This is a genomic window from Phytoactinopolyspora mesophila (assembly GCF_010122465.1).
GTDB lineage: Bacteria > Actinomycetota > Actinomycetes > Jiangellales > Jiangellaceae > Phytoactinopolyspora > Phytoactinopolyspora mesophila.
In genome coordinates this window covers 169,952-185,071 of sequence record NZ_WLZY01000001.1, presented here as the reverse complement: position 1 = coordinate 185,071, position 15,120 = coordinate 169,952, and the positions used below count along the sequence as shown (strand labels likewise).

Below are 15,120 nucleotides of genomic sequence, written 5' to 3'. Positions count from 1 at the left end.
GCTCATCCGCCGACCAGATCGGCGACCTGGGGCCGCATCCGCTCGGTGTCTTCCTGATACTTCAGCACCGCTCCGAGGGTGCGCGCGGCCAGATCCGCGTCCAGCTGGTTCGCGCCCAGCGCCGACAGCGCGGCGACCCAGTCGATCGACTCCGCCAGGCCGGGGGGTTTGAGCAGGTCCAGTTCACGCAGCCGGTGGACGGTGCGCGCGACATCGGCGGCCAGCCGCTCGGTGACCTCGGGGAGATGCCGCCGGATCACCGCGATCTCGCGCTCGACGCCGGGGTGGTCGAGCCAGTGGTACAGGCAGCGACGTTTCAGGGCGTCGTGCACCTCACGGGTCCGGTTGCTGGTGACGACGACGACGGGTGGTGTGCTGGCCCGGACGGTGCCGACCTCGGGGATGGAGATGGTGAAGTCCGAGAGCACTTCCAGCAAGAATGCCTCGAACTCGTCGTCGGCCCGGTCGATCTCGTCGATGAGCAGGACACACGGCGATTCTTCGAGGGCTCGCAGCAGCGGCCTGGCCAGCAGGAACCGGCGGTCGTAGAGCTCGTGCTCCAACCGGTCGACGTCGGTGACCCCGACGGCCTCGGCAGCGCGCAGATGCAGCAACTGACGGGGAAAGTCCCAGTCGTAGAGCGCCTGCGCGGCGTCGACGCCCTCGTAACACTGCAGGCGGATCAGCGGCGCTCCCAACGCCACCGCGAGTGCCTGGGCCAGTGACGTCTTGCCGACGCCGGCCTCTCCTTCGACGAACAGCGGCCGGCCCATGCGGATGGCCAGGAAGGCTGCTGTCGCGAGGCCGTCGTCGGCGAGGTATCCGGCGGCGTCCAGGCGATCGCTCAGCTGGGCGGGGCTGGTCACGTCCCCGTTGTACGGCGTCTCGCGCTGACCGGTCTCGAATCGGTCCGGAGTATCCGTCATGGGTCAACGCTACGCCAGACCGGGACTCTCACCATGGCGAAATGTGCCAGGAGGAAGGCTAGGAACGTCGTGAATGTCACCAGGTGACCGAGACCACATCGGACCGGTAACTTGCTTGTCCACGGAACATGCCTGAGATGACCACGCACCCGTGTTCGTCTGGTGAGCGTGGTCCGGCAATACTACTGAAGCTCCACCGGCGGGGCGCAGTCGTCGTGGCATTCCGGCCCCAGACGGGCCGGTTTCTCGAGCGGAATACAGGAGGGCCTCTCATGAGCGGCACCCCAGCAAGGCCGGTTGACCTGAATTACGGGCTGGACGACGTCCCTAGACCGCTTGCGAGCGTGGGACTCGGCATCCAGCATGTGCTCACCATGTTCGGCGCCACGGTAGCCGTGCCGCTGATCCTCGGCCCGGCCATGGACATGAATCCGGAACAGATGGCCATCCTGGTCAGTTCCGTGATGATCTGTTCGGGCATCGCCACGTTCCTCCAGGTCCGGTTCGGCACCCGGCTACCGATCATCCAGGGTGTGTCGTTCGCATTCCTCGGCCCGTTCTTCGCGATCATCGCCGGGACCGTCGCCCAGGGCGGCGATGTCAGCATGCAATACATCGCCGGCGCCATCATCGCCGGCTCGGTGCTGCAGATGGTGCTCGGTTATACCGGGCTGTTCGGGCGGATCCGCCGATACATCACTCCGGTGGTCATCGGTCCGGTGATCGCGCTGATCGGCCTCGCCTTGTTCCAGGCCGGCGCTCCCATGGCGGGCGGCAACTGGTGGTTCGGCGGGCTGACCATCGCGGCGGCGTTCACCTTCGCCCTGATCCTGGCGCCAAGAGTGCGGTTCTTCTCGCTGTTCCCGATTCTGCTGGCACTGCTCCTCGCCTACGTCACGGCCTGGTTCTTCAGCGCCATCGGTGTGCTCACCGAGGGCAACCCGGCGTATGTCAGCTTCGACGGCGTCGGCGACGCGCCCTGGGTCCGCAGTCTCGTCTTCGGCGATGGCGGCATCTTCATGCCGTGGGGCTGGCCACAGTTCAGCCTGGGCTTCATCCTGGCCACCCTGGCCGGCTTCCTCGCGTCGATGATCGAGTCCTTCGGTGACTACCACGCGATCTCGCGGGCCGTGGGCAAGGACCACCCGACCGAGAAGCAGATCAACCGCGGCATCGGGGCTGAAGGGGTGGGCTGCTTCGCCACCGGCATGTTCGGCGGATTCGCCTCGACCAGCTACACCGAGAACATCGGCCTGGTGGCGCTGACCAAGGTGGCCAGCCGGCGGGTGGTGTATATCGCCGCGGGGTTCCTGATCCTGTTCGGGCTGATCGCCAAGTTCGGCGCGGTTGTGGCCACTATCCCGCAACCCATCGTCGGCGGGCTTTATTGCACATTGTTCGGGCTGATCGCGTCCATCGGTATCTCCAACGTCACCCGTGCCGACCTCACCAGCCAGCGCAATCTGATGATCATCGGGTTCATCCTGTTCATGGGGCTGTCGGTGCCGGCCTACTTCGAGGGCGTCGAGATCCACATCTCGTGGGCGGAATGGATCGGCGACGTCATCACGACAGTCGGCAGCACCGGCATGGCCGTGGCGGCGATCCTCGGGCTGATCCTGGACAACGTCATCCCGGGCACGGACCGGGAGCGCGGCCTCATCACCGACGACGAGATCCGCGGGCCGGTCGGCGAGACCCCCGCCGACGACTAACTGACCCATCCCACCCCACCCCACGCACCCAACCACCCACCCAACCCACGCACCCCAACCCACCCCAACCCAACCCATCCACCCCAATCCATCCATCCCAATCCGTGGTGATCGTCACCTCTTCGCGACCACAACCCACTGACGATCACCACGGGTTGGGCGCTAGACGGCTTGGGCGCTAGACGGCTTGGGCGAGGCGGAACCCGAGGTCGTCGATGCGGAACGTCGGGTGGCTCTTCCGGCGGCATGATGCCCGGCAGCCACGCGGCGGATCATAGGCGCCGCCGCCGCGGAAGACCCGGTACGGACCGTAGACCGAGGGGTCGTAGAGGTCCCAGCACCATTCCCACACGTTGCCGATCAGGTCGTGCAGTCCCCAAGCGTTGGGTGCCTTGGTGGCGACGTCGTGGACCGCGCCGCCGGAGTTTCCGCGATACCACCCGATCTCGTCGAGTTCGCCGTACCGGGCTTCAGCGCTGCCGGCTCGGCAGGCGTACTCCCACTCGGCCTCGGACGGCAGCCGGTAGCCGTCGGCCGCTTCGTCCCAGGCCACGTCGAGCCCGTCCGGGTCGTCGCCGATCGCGTAGGCAGACTGCAACCCCTCGGCCTCGGACAACACGTTGCAGTACCGCACCGCGTCCAGCCACGACACATCAGTGATCGGTACCGATGCTCCGGCAGCGCCGGCCGGCACTTCGCCGGTGCCGGCGCCGTACATCTCGCGAGTCACCGGCCAACGCATCAACTGGAACGCCCCGACCTCGACTCTCCAGTCCGACCGCGTGCCCTCGTCGCGGAGCGTGATCTCACCGGAGGGCAGCCCGATCAGGTAATCGGCGATCGACGACTGCATAGCTTCGTGGCCTCACGTAACGGTAACGACGGGTTCTGCGTGGCCAAACGTTACGCCAGGCCACGAACCCCGAGCAGGCACGCGCTCGGCGCGGCCGCGACAGGTTCAGGTGGCGCGGCCGAACGTCGGGTGCGGGGAGATCTTCACCTCTGGTGGTGCTTCTCCGGCCCACTCGGCCTCACGGATCGCCTTCATGGCGGCCTTGCGCGCCTCGCGGTCAAGGCGGTCGATGAACAGGATCCCGTCGAGGTGATCTGTTTCGTGCTGGATCGCGCGAGCCAGCAACTCAGTGCCTTCGATCGTCACCGGATCGCCGAACTCGTTGAACCCCTTGGCGACCACACCGTAGGCGCGTACACAGTCATACTCGAGACCCGGAATAGACAGGCACCCTTCGGGCCCGAACTGTTCCTCCTCGGACAGCTCGAGGTCCGGGTTGATCAGGTGGCCGACGATGCCGTCGACATCGTAGGTGAACACCCGCAGCGACACGCCGAGCTGTGGCGCCGCCAGCCCCGCTCCCCCGGCTTCGAGCATCGTCTCGGTCAGGTCTTTGACCAGGCCCCGCAGCTCTTTGTCGAACGTGACCACCGGCTCGGCCTTGGTCCGCAGAACTGGATCACCGAACAGCCGGATCGGCCGAACCGTCATTCGCTCATTCTCCCTCGTAACTCCCCGTTGCCGCCTACCAACACGGCGTCCTGAACCCACATGGTCACTCGGGCGTGGAAAGTAGACCCGCGCCCGTCAGGTCCACTCGTAGCTTGGCGGGCGAGGTGAAATGCAACGCGGTCATACCGAGACTAGCCGCGGCCTGGACGTTGGCAGAGTTGTCGTCTATGTAGACCGCCGACGGCAGTTCTACGCCGTAGCGGCCGGCGAGCAGCCGGAAGATCCGCGGATCTGGTTTGATCAGCTCTTCCTCCCCCGACACCACGATTCCCTCGAACCAGGACAGCCAGTGGAATCGCTCCCGGGCGATGGGGAATTTCTCTGCCGACCAGTTGGTCAGCGCGTACAGCTCGGTTCCCGTGTTGCGGAGATCCTGGAGGATGTCCACCGTCTCCCCGATGGGACCACCGATCATCTCCTCCCACCGGTGGTGGTAAGCCGCGATCAACTCGGAGTAACCCGGGTGCTGTTCGCTGAGCAGTGCCACGGCGTCGTCCCACGAACGGCCGCGATCCTGCTCCAGGTTCCACTCCGGGGTCGTGACCTCGGAAAGGAACCGCTCGACATCGTCATCATCGGGCAGCAGCTTGCGATAGAGGTAACGAGGATCCCAGTCGATCAGGACGCCACCCAGATCGAAGACGACCGTGTTCATACGTTGAAGCCCAGTGCCCGAAGCTGCTCGCGTCCCTCGTCGGTGATCTTCTCAGGACCCCACGGGGGCATCCACACCCAGTTGATCCGCAGCTCATTGACCAGGCCGTCGGTGACCGATCTCGCCTGCTCCTCGATGACATCGGTCAGCGGGCAGGCGGCGCTTGTCAACGTCATGTCGATGGTGGCTACGCCCTCGTCGTCCACGTTCACGCCGTAGATCAGGCCGAGGTCGACGACGTTGATCCCGAGCTCGGGGTCCACGACGTCGCGCAACGCCTCTTTCAGATCCTCAATATCAACCGTCGTCGTCATATCAACCATTCTCCCAAAAAACGTCTACCGCCGTACCTTGCTCCACCCTCACGCCGTGCCGGGCGCCGCCAAGAAGGAGGCTGACTTGATGTCGTGTCGGGGCGGACGGCGAGGGGTGATCTCTGCCCATGGTGCGGGAACGCTCAAGGCGGCGACGGGAGTCCCCGTCCATGGTGCGGTGGGCATCGGCGAGCGAGGAACGAGTGAGCCGCGGGCGAGGACGGGGACTCCCGTCGCCGCCGGAACAATCCGCAACACCGAGGACCGAGCCGGACGCGGGCGGGGCCGGCATCACCGACTCACCTCTTCAACGGACTGCGCCCGCGCCACCGCGTCCTTAAACGCCATCCAGGACAACAATGCGCACTTGACCCGGGCCGGGTAACGGGCGACGCCGGCGAAGGCGATCCCGTCTCCGAGTACGTCCTCGTCCGGCTCGACCTGTCCTTTGCCGTGCATGAGCTCGTTGAACGCGGCTTCGACGGGTGACGCCTCGGCCGCCGGGCGCCCGTTCAGCAGCTCGTACAGCACACTGGCCGAGGCCTGGCTGATGGAGCAGCCCTGGCCGTCGTAGGAGACGTCGGCCAGGGTGTCACCGTGGAGCCGTACCCGCACCGTGATCTCGTCGCCGCAGGTGGGGTTGACGTGGTGTGCTTCGGCGTCGAACGGCTCACGGAGCCCGCGCCCCCGCGGGCTCTTGTAGTGGTCCAGGATGATCTCCTGGTACAGCGACTCGCTCAACCGAAGAACCTCTTCACCTGCTCGATTCCGTCCAGCAACGCGTCGATCTCCGCTGTGGTGGTGTACAGATAGAACGACGCTCGGGTGGTCGCTGGTATTCCATAACGGATGCAGACCGGCCGTGCGCAGTGGTGGCCAACTCGCACGGCGACGCCGTACTCGTCGAGCACCTGACCGACGTCGTGCGGGTGAATACCGTCGACGGTGAAGGACACCGTGCCGCCCCGGTCGACGGGTATGGCCGGGCCGATGATGGTCACGCCGTCGATGTCGGCGAGCCGGTCCAGCGCGTATGCCGTGATGACCCGCTCGTGCTCGTGGATGTTGTTCATGCCGATGCCGGTCAGATAGTCGATCGCCGCGCCCAGCCCGACGGCCTGAGCAATCGGCGGGGTGCCGGCCTCGAACTTGTGCGGGATCGGCGCGAACGTCGAGCCCTCCATCGCGACGGTCTCGATCATCTCGCCGCCGCCGAGGAAAGGCGGCAGCCCATCGAGAACCTCACGACGTCCCCACAGCACTCCGACACCGGTGGGACCGCATAATTTGTGCCCGGTGAACGCGAGCAGGTCCACGCCCTGCGTGCTCAACGCCGACACGTCGACCGGCTGATGCGGCACGGACTGTGCGGCGTCGACCAGAACCAGCGCGCCCACTTCCTTGGCGCGGGCCGCGATCTGCTCCACCGGGTTGACCGTGCCGAGGATGTTCGACTGGTGCACGAGCGAGACGATCTTGGTGCGGGGCGTGATCAGTTCGTGGATGTTCGTGAGGTCGAGCCGGCCTTCCTCGGTCAGCCCGAACCACCGAAGCGTCGCACCGGTGCGCTGACACGCGAGCTGCCACGGCACGATGTTGGAGTGGTGCTCCATCTCGGTGATGACGACCTCGTCGCCGGGGCCGAGTCGATAACGGGGGTCGTCGGCAAGCCCGCTGGCCAGAGTGTTCGCCACCAGGTTGAGTGCCTCGGTGATGTTCTTGGTGAAGATCACCTCGTCGCGACTGGGGGCTCCGATGAACGCGGCGACCTTGTCCCTGGCGCCTTCGAAGGCCGCCGTGGACTCCTCACCGAGCTGGTGGATTGCCCGCGCGACGTTCGCGTTGTGCCGCTCGTAGTGCTCGGCCATCGCCTCGACAACTGGCCGCGGCTTCTGCGAGGTGTTCGCCGAGTCCAGGTACACCAGCTGACGGTCGCCGGCCAGCCGCCGTTCCAGGATCGGGAAGTCCTTGCGGATCCGATCCACGTCCAGCGGGCTGGCCATCCGGTGCGCCACGGCTACCTCCTTCTCACTGCCGCAAAATGATCATGTTTGGTGGGTTTTCTCGTGCGTCACCATGCCTGCATACCTGTCAAGGCACGAGGAAACCTACCAAACATGATCATTTAGGGATTCAGACATTTAGGGTGCCTCGGTCTCGATGGCTCAGGCGGAGGCGCCGACGTAGTCGACGTACCCCTTCTCTTCCAGCTTCTCAGCCAGCTCCGCACCGCCTTCTTCGGCGATCTTGCCGCCGACGAACACGTGCACGAAGTCCGGCGTGATGTAGCGCAAGATGCGGGTGTAGTGCGTGATCAGCATGACGCCCTTGTCGCCACTGGAGGTGAACCGGTTGACGCCGTCGGACACGATGCGCAGGGCGTCGATGTCCAGGCCAGAGTCGGTCTCGTCGAGTACTGCGAAGCTCGGCTTCAGCAACTCCAGCTGGAGGATCTCGTGGCGCTTCTTCTCACCGCCGGAGAACCCGGTGTTGAGGTCGCGCTCGGCGAAGTCCGGGTCGATGCGCAGCTCGTCCATCGCGCCCTTGACGTCCTTGACCCACGTGCGAAGCTTCGGGGCCTCGCCGTCGATGGCGGTCTTCGCGGTACGCAAGAAGTTGGACACCGACACGCCAGGAACCTCGACGGGGTACTGCATCGCCAGGAACAGTCCCGCACGCGCCCGCTCGTCGACGGACATCTCGAGGACATCCTCGTCGTCCAGCTTCACCGAGCCGGAGGTGACCGTGTACTTGGGGTGCCCCGCCAGGGCGTACGCCAGCGTGGACTTGCCGGAGCCGTTCGGGCCCATGATCGCGTGTGTCTCGCCACTGCGCACGGTCAGGTTGACGCCGTGCAGGATCTGGACCGGGCCGTTCTCCGTCTCGACGGAGACGTGCAGGTCGCGTATATCGAGGGTGCTCATCGGTTACTCGTGCCTCTTTTCGTGTGTTATTCAGAGTCTCGTCTTGCCGTCGCCCGGGCGGAGCCGCCACTCGACTCGGTCGGGGCCCGGGGCATATGGAATCCTCCGGGGCTCGGCTCGGGCATCGGCGTGGGAGGAGCCCCGCGACGACCTCGCCGCGGGCGGGGAGGATTCCATATGCCCCGGGCCTCCTCTCACGACTCGGTGGCCTTCTGTTCAACGACGGCGAGCTCGCGCTCGACCGTTGTCATGAGGCGGTCCTTGAGTTCCGGCACGCCGATCCGGTTGATCAGCGACGCGAAGAACCCACGGACGACGAGCTTGCGTGCCAGCTCAGCCGGGATGCCGCGCGCCTGCAGGTAGAACAGCTGCTCGTCGTCGAACCGGCCGGTGGCGCTCGCGTGCCCGGCGCCCTCGATCTCGCCGGTCTCGATCTCGAGGTTCGGCACCGAATCGGCGCGAGCACCGTCGGTGAGCACGAGGTTCCGGTTGAGCTCGTAGGTGTTGATCCCGAGAGCTTCCTTGCGGATCAGCACGTCGCCGACCCAGACCGAGTGCGCCTGCTTGCCCTGCAACGCACCCTTGTACTCGACGTCACTGGTGGCGTTCGGGGTGTTGTGGTCGACGATGAGCCGGTTCTCGACGTACTGACCGGAGTCGACGTAGTACAACCCGAGCAGCGTGGCGTCACCGCCGGGACCGGCGTAGTTGATCGTCGTCCCCGTGCGGACGAGGTCGCCGCCGAAGGTGATGACCGCGTGCTTCACCTTGGCATCGCGCCCGACGTGGATGTGGTGGTGCGCCAGGTGCACGGCGTCGTCGGCCCAGTCCTGCAGAGTGACCACCGTCAGCTCGGCGCCGTCCTCGACGACGACCTCGACGTTCTCGACGAAGGCTGCGGAGCCTTCGTACTCCACCACGACGACCGACTTGCTGTGCCGGCCGGCTGTGATGACCAAGTGCCCAGCGGCACCGCGCTCTGCCGACGCGCCCGTCAGCTTGATCACGGCCGGCTGCTCGATCACGGTGTCGCGCGGGATGTCGACGGCGAACACCTTCTCCGCCGCCGCCCAGGCACGAGCACTCGGCCGATCCACCGGCACGTAGGTCGATGTGCCTCGACGGGAGTCGTCCGCGCCGACCGACTGCGCACTGATCCGCGGATCGACGTCGACCGCCACGCTGTAGTCGCCGCCGTCGAGAGGCGCGTCGTCGTGCAGGCCACGCAGACGGCTCATGGGGGTGAACCGCCAAACCTCCTCGCGGCCACGCGGGACGGGATGCGCGTTGACGTCGAACGACGCGAAGCGGTCGAGCGCACTGCGTGCGCTCGAGTCCGGCTCCGTTCCGGCGCCGTGCGAGTGGGCGCCCAGGCCATGCTGGGCCGGCGTGTCGGTGGCGGTGCTCATCTGCTCCTCGGGTTCTACTCGTCAGCCGGGCTGGTCGAGCCAGCCGGATTGGTGTCTTGCGTGGCCGGTGGCGCTGTCAGCCGACGGCGCCTTCCATCTGCAACTCGATCAGGCGGTTGAGCTCCAGGGCATACTCCATCGGCAGCTCACGCGCGATCGGCTCGATGAACCCGCGCACGATCATGGCCATCGCCTCGTCCTCGGGCACACCTCGGCTCATCAGGTAGAACAGCTGGTCTTCACTGACCTTGGACACCGTGGCCTCGTGACCCATGGAGACGTCATCGTTGCGGATGTCGACGTACGGGTACGTGTCAGACCGCGACACGGTGTCGATCAACAACGCGTCACACAGCACCGTGCTGGCGCTGGTGGTAGCCCGCGGCATCACCTGGACCAGGCCCCGGTAGGAAGTGCGGCCACCGCCACGCGCCACCGACTTGGAGACGATGGAGCTGGAGGTGTGCGGAGCCATGTGCACCATCTTGGCGCCGGAGTCCTGGTGCTGTCCCTCACCGGCGAAGGCCAGCGACAGGGTCTCACCCTTGGCGTGCTCGCCCATCAGCCAGATGGCCGGGTACTTCATGGTGATCTTCGAGCCGATGTTGCCGTCGACCCACTCCATGGTGGCGCCTTCGGCGGCCGTGGCGCGCTTGGTGACCAGGTTGTACACGTTGTTCGACCAGTTCTGGATGGTCGTGTACCGAGCCCGGGCGCCCTTCTTGACCACGATCTCGACGACGGCGCTGTGCAGCGAGTCCGACGTGTAGATCGGCGCGGTGCAACCCTCGACGTAGTGCACGTAGGCGTCCTCGTCGACAATGATCAGCGTCCGCTCGAACTGGCCCATGTTCTCCGTGTTGATGCGGAAGTAGGCCTGCAGCGGGATGTCGACGTGTACACCCTTCGGCACGTAGATGAACGAACCGCCGGACCATACGGCGGTGTTCAGCGCGGAGAACTTGTTGTCGCCCGCCGGGATGACCGAGGCGAAGTACTCCTTGAACAGTTCCGGGTACTCACGCAGCGCGGTGTCGGTGTCGAGGAAAACGACACCCTGCTTCTCCAGGTCTTCCTGGATCTGGTGGTAGACGACCTCGGACTCGTACTGAGCGGCCACACCGGAGACCAGGCGCTGCTTTTCCGCCTCCGGGATGCCGAGTTTGTCGTACGTGTTCTTGATGTCGTCGGGCAGGTCCTCCCACGAGGCGGCCTGCTTCTCCGTCGAACGGACAAAGTACTTGATGTTGTCGAAGTCGATGGTCGACAGATCCGCACCCCAGGTGGGCATGGGCTTCTTCTCGAACAGCCGCAACGCCTTGAGGCGGATGTCGAGCATCCACTCGGGCTCGTTCTTCAGCGCGGAGATCTCCCGGACGACGTCCTCGTTCAGACCGCGCTTCGCCGTTGCGCCGGCGACGTCCGAGTCGGCCCAGCCGTACTCGTACCGCCCGAGGCCTTCGAGCTCCGGGTGAGCAGTGGTGGTCATATCAAGAGATCCTCTCCGCAGGGTCTTCCGTGTGCTGCCCCGGCGCATCGATACTCCGGGGAACGTGTGTGGTGCAGACGCCGTCGCCGTGGGCGATCGTGGCGATTCGCTGAACATGGGTGTCCAGCAGCCGCGCGAACACCTCGGTCTCGGCCTCGCACAATTGCGGGAACTGCTCGGCGACATGCGCCACCGGGCAATGATGCTGGCACAACTGCTCGCCGCCGGTGACCGGTGATTCAGCCGCCGACGCCGCGTAGCCGTCGCCGGTCAGGGCCGCCGCCAGGACGGCCGTACGGTCCTGCGGCCTGGCCGCCTCGATCAGCGGCCGGTAACGGTGCTCCAGGTCGGCGACCCGGTGCCGGGCGAACTCCGCGACCAGCGACTCTCCACCAGTCTCGGCGAGAAAGCGCAGCGCACCGACCGCGAGGTCGTCGTACGCCTGCTCGAACTCGTCGCGGCCCGCGTCGGTCAGCACGAAGACCTTCGCCGGGCGCCCTCGCCCACGCTGACCGTAGACCCGCTGTTCGCGAGCCTCGATCACGCCGTCAGCGAGGAGAGCATCGAGGTGCCGGCGGATCGCCGCCGGTGTCAGCCCGAGCTGCTCGCCCAATGCGACCGCCGTGGACGGCCCGTTCTCCAGGATGGCGCGTGCGACGCGTTCCCTGGTGCCAGCGTGCGAATCCACCGCGGCGGAGGGCTCCTCCGTCGCTGTGGCTCCTGCCCGCATGTTTTTCACAACACCATCGTGCTCTTTTTCCGGACGAGAGACAAATTCCGCGCACAATGCCGTCCGTGGCGTCAATCACGCAGGCCAGGCTCACCTAACCTCTGCGACATCAGTCGCTTACACCTCCATCGCGACCACGACTCCCCCATAGACCGCTCTATTGTGATTCGCTCTAGATTGAAGACTCGGAAGGGTTCAGATGGAGAGCACGATCATCCTCATCGCCGCGGGCGGCGCCGTCGTCATTGCTGTGGCCATCGCTCTGACCTACCGAGCGGGCAAGAAGCGCACCGAGGCCCTCCAGGCCCTCGCAGCCAGCCATGGCTGGGAATGGATCGGCCGCGACGACTCCCTGGCCACCAGATGGGACGGCCCACCGTTTCGCGGGCACCCTCGCCGCTCACGTGGCCGCAATGCTGTAGCGGGCTCGCACCAGGGCCGCGACTTCGTAGCCTTCGAGTACTCCTACACGACCACCACGAGCACCGGCCAGACCACCAGCACCACGACGCATCACTACAGCGTGTGGGTGATCGACCTGCCTGCCGCGGTGCCGTCGATCTCGCTGGGCGCCGAGGGCGCACTGGGCGGCAAGGTGGCCCGCGCCTTCGGTTTCGCCGGCCTGGAGATCGGCGACCCGGAGTTCGACCGCCGTTACAAGGTGAAGTGCGACGATGCCGACTTCGGCCGTCGAGTACTGCACCACGCCATGGTGCATGAGCTCATGAGCACCGACGTCTGGGCCTGGCGGTTCGAGGGCGACGCGATGATCTCCTACCGGAAGGGCCGCTTACAGGCCGGATCCGTGGTGCCCCGCCTGGATGCCATGTGCGCGGTACTGGATCGCGTGCCACCCGAACTCTGGGACCGTTACGGCCACAGACACTAACCGAGGGCCGCCACGCTGTCTGTCCCGGACGCTGCCACGAGGACACCGCGGCTTGTCCACAGCCGGCTCACGCACAGCCGCCGGACTTCGTCACCCTCCACGCGATAGTCCTGGTCCGGATCACCGATCACCTCACCGTCTATTGCGGAGACCGCCCGGAAACCGCATCTGTCTCCGGTCGTGTACACCGTGTGCTCATCGACGGCGAGGTCCTCGCTCACTGTCGTGGCCCACTCGCCGACCTCGGCCAGCCAGATCACACTGAGATCGTCAGGATCGAGTCGGCGTATCTCCTGCGTTGTCGCCCCCGGCGTGCCCGGCTCCGGATCCGGGCAGGTGCGCACCGCGACCACGCCGGAATTCACCCTGAGGTTCAGGCAATCGGTTGTCTCCGTCGCGGATACCCGGGTCGACCGGCGGTCGGCTCCGGTATCCGCCTGGTACGAGAACACGGCCGGGCCGTCGTCGCAGAACGCCGCCACGAATATTCGATCACCGCCGATGCCGATCTTGCCGTCGGGCCACAGTTGTCCGGTATCGCACCCACCGGGAAGCTCGGCATCCCACTGTCGATCACCGTTGTCGCCGAAAACCTCGAGACTGGTCCGGTCTCGACCCACGACGACGAGCTGCCCGTCTCCAGCTGCCACCGGAACGGGCAGGTCGAGCCATTCCTCGATCCGGCCGGTCAACGCGTCGAACACCACGAGCCCGCCGGTGGCCTCCCAATAGACCCTCGTTCCGTCCGGATCCGCCGTGACCCGTGACGGCCCTGCGGGGTCGCCGGCCGCATCGGAGTAGCTCCACCGGCGCTCGCCGGTCACGGGGTCGTAGGCCACCAATTCCCGCGTCGAGCCGATGAACACGCCCGCATCGGAACTGGCGACGTTCGAGCGCCCATCAACGTTCCAGAGCACCTCGGGCGGCCACGAGACCTCGTGCGGCTCGCTGAGCACGACCTCGGTGGTGACCGAGTCGATGTTGATGGCATCTCGCCAAGCGCCTGCCGGCACGAGCACGGCCACCGTGGCGGCCGCCGCCATAGCCATCACAAGAACGGGGCGCCGTCTCGGAACCACGCCGGCGCGAGCGGCGGACCACCGCAGGAGGCCGGCGCCGAGCACCCCCGCGGCCACAGATCCGACGACGATCGGCCAGCGAATACCAGCCGGGAGCGGCGTGTTTCCGGTCAGCGCGGCCCACCCGCACAGCACGCCGATCACGGCTGGGACCGCGCCCACCATGAACGCATCGGACTGGGGACGACGCCCCGGCCGGTCAACGAGCATGGCGAGAACGAGCAACCCGTGCACACCGGTCAGCAGCACCAGCCAGCCCGTGTTTTCGAGCCAGCGTGCGTCAGCACTGCGTCCCCAGTCGTGAAACCACGACACCACCAGCCCGATGAGCCCCGCCAAGACCAGCCCGACAGCTACCTCGGCGCGCCGGGATCTGGACGCCGTTCTGGAGTCTTCACGTGTCACGAGGCGCAATCCTATGGAAGCGCTCTGGCCGGCGGCCGCTGAATCGGCGTCTCCTGGCGATGACGGTCGTGCGTCTCCATCTGGCCGGGCCGTGCGAGACTCGGCAAGTGAGTTCCTCCGCCGCCGTCGAGATCGCCTCGCTCGTCAAACACTACGGCCGCACCACCGCCGTCGACGGCATCTCACTGACCGTCCGCACCGGCACCATCACCTCCGTGCTGGGGCCGAACGGCGCCGGCAAGACCACCACGATCGAATGCTGCGAAGGCTTCCGCACCCCTGACTCCGGAACCGTCCGGGTACTGGGGCTCGACCCCCGCCGCGACGGCGCTCAGCTCAGGCCGCGCATCGGGGTGATGCTCCAGGAGGGCGCCGGCCTGTACCCGGGTGCCCGCGCCCCCGAACTATTGACGCATCTGGCCCGGTTGCACGCACACCCACTTGCGGTTGCGCCCTTGATCGAACGCCTCGAACTCGGTGAGTCCGGACGAACGCCGGTCCGGCGCCTGTCAGGCGGGCAACGCCAACGAGTCGCGCTCGCCGCGGCCTTGGTGGGACGCCCCGAAGTGGTGTTCCTCGATGAGCCCACCGCCGGCGTCGACCCACGAATGCGCCGATCGGTATGGGATCTGCTGACTCAATTGCGCGACGACGGCGTCACCGTGGTGCTGACGACACACCTGATCGACGAGGCAGAGCGGCTGTCCGATCACGTGATCATCATCGACGACGGCGGCCTGGTCACCGAGGGCAGTCCGCAAGAACTCACCCGCGACGCCGATTCCTCGATCCGTTTCACCGGCCCACCTCGCCTCGACCTTTCCGGGCTGGTCGACGCCCTACCCGAAGGCGCCGCGGCCGACGAGGCGGCACCCGGCCGGTACGTCATCCGGGCAACGGTCAATCCGCAACTGCTGGCTACGGTGACCTCGTGGTGCGCCACCCACGACATCATGCCCGAAGGTTTGCAAGTGGGGCGGAAGACACTCGAGGACGTGGTGCTCGAGCGCACAGGACGGAAGCTGACGCCGTGACGACTTACCAGCCGGCGCCCGGCGCG

The 15,120-nt window shown here is 66.4% G+C and carries 15 protein-coding genes; 3 read left to right on the top strand and 12 right to left on the bottom strand.

The features are described 5' to 3' along the window. Positions 1–2: 2 nt before the first annotated feature. A complete protein-coding gene (locus tag F7O44_RS00770; RefSeq protein WP_162448295.1) occupies positions 3–926 on the bottom strand; it encodes an AAA family ATPase in 924 nt (307 codons plus the stop codon). Between the two features lie 272 nt (positions 927–1,198). On the opposite strand from F7O44_RS00770, the gene F7O44_RS00765 reads away from it, so the two are divergent. Beyond that, entirely contained in the window at positions 1,199–2,641 is a 1,443-nt protein-coding gene (locus tag F7O44_RS00765; protein ID WP_162448294.1) for a uracil-xanthine permease family protein, read from the top strand. A gap of 178 nt (positions 2,642–2,819) precedes the next feature. Here the strand turns inward: F7O44_RS00765 and F7O44_RS00760 are convergent, their stop codons facing one another. From F7O44_RS00760 to F7O44_RS00715, 10 genes are all read right to left on the bottom strand, one after another. Next, complete coding sequence (locus tag F7O44_RS00760; protein WP_162448293.1) at positions 2,820–3,494, bottom strand: formylglycine-generating enzyme family protein; 675 nt, start codon at positions 3,492–3,494, stop codon at positions 2,820–2,822. 105 nt (positions 3,495–3,599) lie between these two features. Next, positions 3,600–4,145, bottom strand: a complete 546-nt coding sequence (gene def, locus F7O44_RS00755) for a peptide deformylase (RefSeq protein WP_162448292.1) — start codon at positions 4,143–4,145, stop codon at positions 3,600–3,602. Positions 4,146–4,209: 64 nt separating this feature from the next. Continuing rightward, positions 4,210–4,821, bottom strand: a complete 612-nt coding sequence (locus tag F7O44_RS00750) for an HAD family hydrolase (protein ID WP_162448291.1) — start codon at positions 4,819–4,821, stop codon at positions 4,210–4,212. Further along, entirely contained in the window at positions 4,818–5,144 is a 327-nt protein-coding gene (locus F7O44_RS00745; protein ID WP_246220618.1) for a metal-sulfur cluster assembly factor, read from the bottom strand. Before F7O44_RS00745 ends, F7O44_RS00750 begins: the two co-directional genes overlap by 4 nt. A 282-nt stretch (positions 5,145–5,426) precedes the next feature. Next, positions 5,427–5,876 (bottom strand): Fe-S cluster assembly sulfur transfer protein SufU, encoded by a 450-nt coding sequence (sufU, locus tag F7O44_RS00740; RefSeq protein ID WP_162448289.1) that lies wholly within the window; start codon positions 5,874–5,876, stop codon positions 5,427–5,429. Further along, positions 5,873–7,138: a cysteine desulfurase gene (locus F7O44_RS00735; protein ID WP_162449244.1), complete on the bottom strand. Its 1,266-nt coding sequence runs from the start codon at positions 7,136–7,138 to the stop codon at positions 5,873–5,875. Before F7O44_RS00735 ends, sufU begins: the two co-directional genes overlap by 4 nt. A gap of 162 nt (positions 7,139–7,300) precedes the next feature. Continuing rightward, a complete protein-coding gene (gene sufC, locus F7O44_RS00730; RefSeq protein ID WP_162448288.1) occupies positions 7,301–8,059 on the bottom strand; it encodes a Fe-S cluster assembly ATPase SufC in 759 nt (252 codons plus the stop codon). 194 nt (positions 8,060–8,253) lie between these two features. Further along, positions 8,254–9,468, bottom strand: a complete 1,215-nt coding sequence (gene sufD, locus F7O44_RS00725; RefSeq protein WP_162448287.1) for a Fe-S cluster assembly protein SufD — start codon at positions 9,466–9,468, stop codon at positions 8,254–8,256. 76 nt (positions 9,469–9,544) lie between these two features. Next, entirely contained in the window at positions 9,545–10,957 is a 1,413-nt protein-coding gene (sufB, locus tag F7O44_RS00720) for a Fe-S cluster assembly protein SufB (protein ID WP_162448286.1), read from the bottom strand. A gap of 1 nt (position 10,958) precedes the next feature. After that, positions 10,959–11,687 (bottom strand): helix-turn-helix transcriptional regulator, encoded by a 729-nt coding sequence (locus F7O44_RS00715; RefSeq protein WP_162449243.1) that lies wholly within the window; start codon positions 11,685–11,687, stop codon positions 10,959–10,961. A 199-nt stretch (positions 11,688–11,886) separates the two neighbouring features. Between F7O44_RS00715 and F7O44_RS00710 the strand changes: the two genes are divergently transcribed. Continuing rightward, complete coding sequence (locus F7O44_RS00710) at positions 11,887–12,576, top strand: DUF3137 domain-containing protein (RefSeq protein ID WP_162448285.1); 690 nt, start codon at positions 11,887–11,889, stop codon at positions 12,574–12,576. Here the strand turns inward: F7O44_RS00710 and F7O44_RS00705 are convergent. Then, positions 12,573–14,060: an outer membrane protein assembly factor BamB family protein gene (locus F7O44_RS00705; protein ID WP_162448284.1), complete on the bottom strand. Its 1,488-nt coding sequence runs from the start codon at positions 14,058–14,060 to the stop codon at positions 12,573–12,575. The genes F7O44_RS00710 and F7O44_RS00705 overlap by 4 nt on opposite strands. A gap of 107 nt (positions 14,061–14,167) precedes the next feature. On the opposite strand from F7O44_RS00705, the gene F7O44_RS00700 reads away from it, so the two are divergent. Continuing rightward, positions 14,168–15,094 (top strand): ATP-binding cassette domain-containing protein, encoded by a 927-nt coding sequence (locus F7O44_RS00700; RefSeq protein WP_162448283.1) that lies wholly within the window; start codon positions 14,168–14,170, stop codon positions 15,092–15,094. The last annotated feature ends 26 nt before the right edge of the window (positions 15,095–15,120 follow it).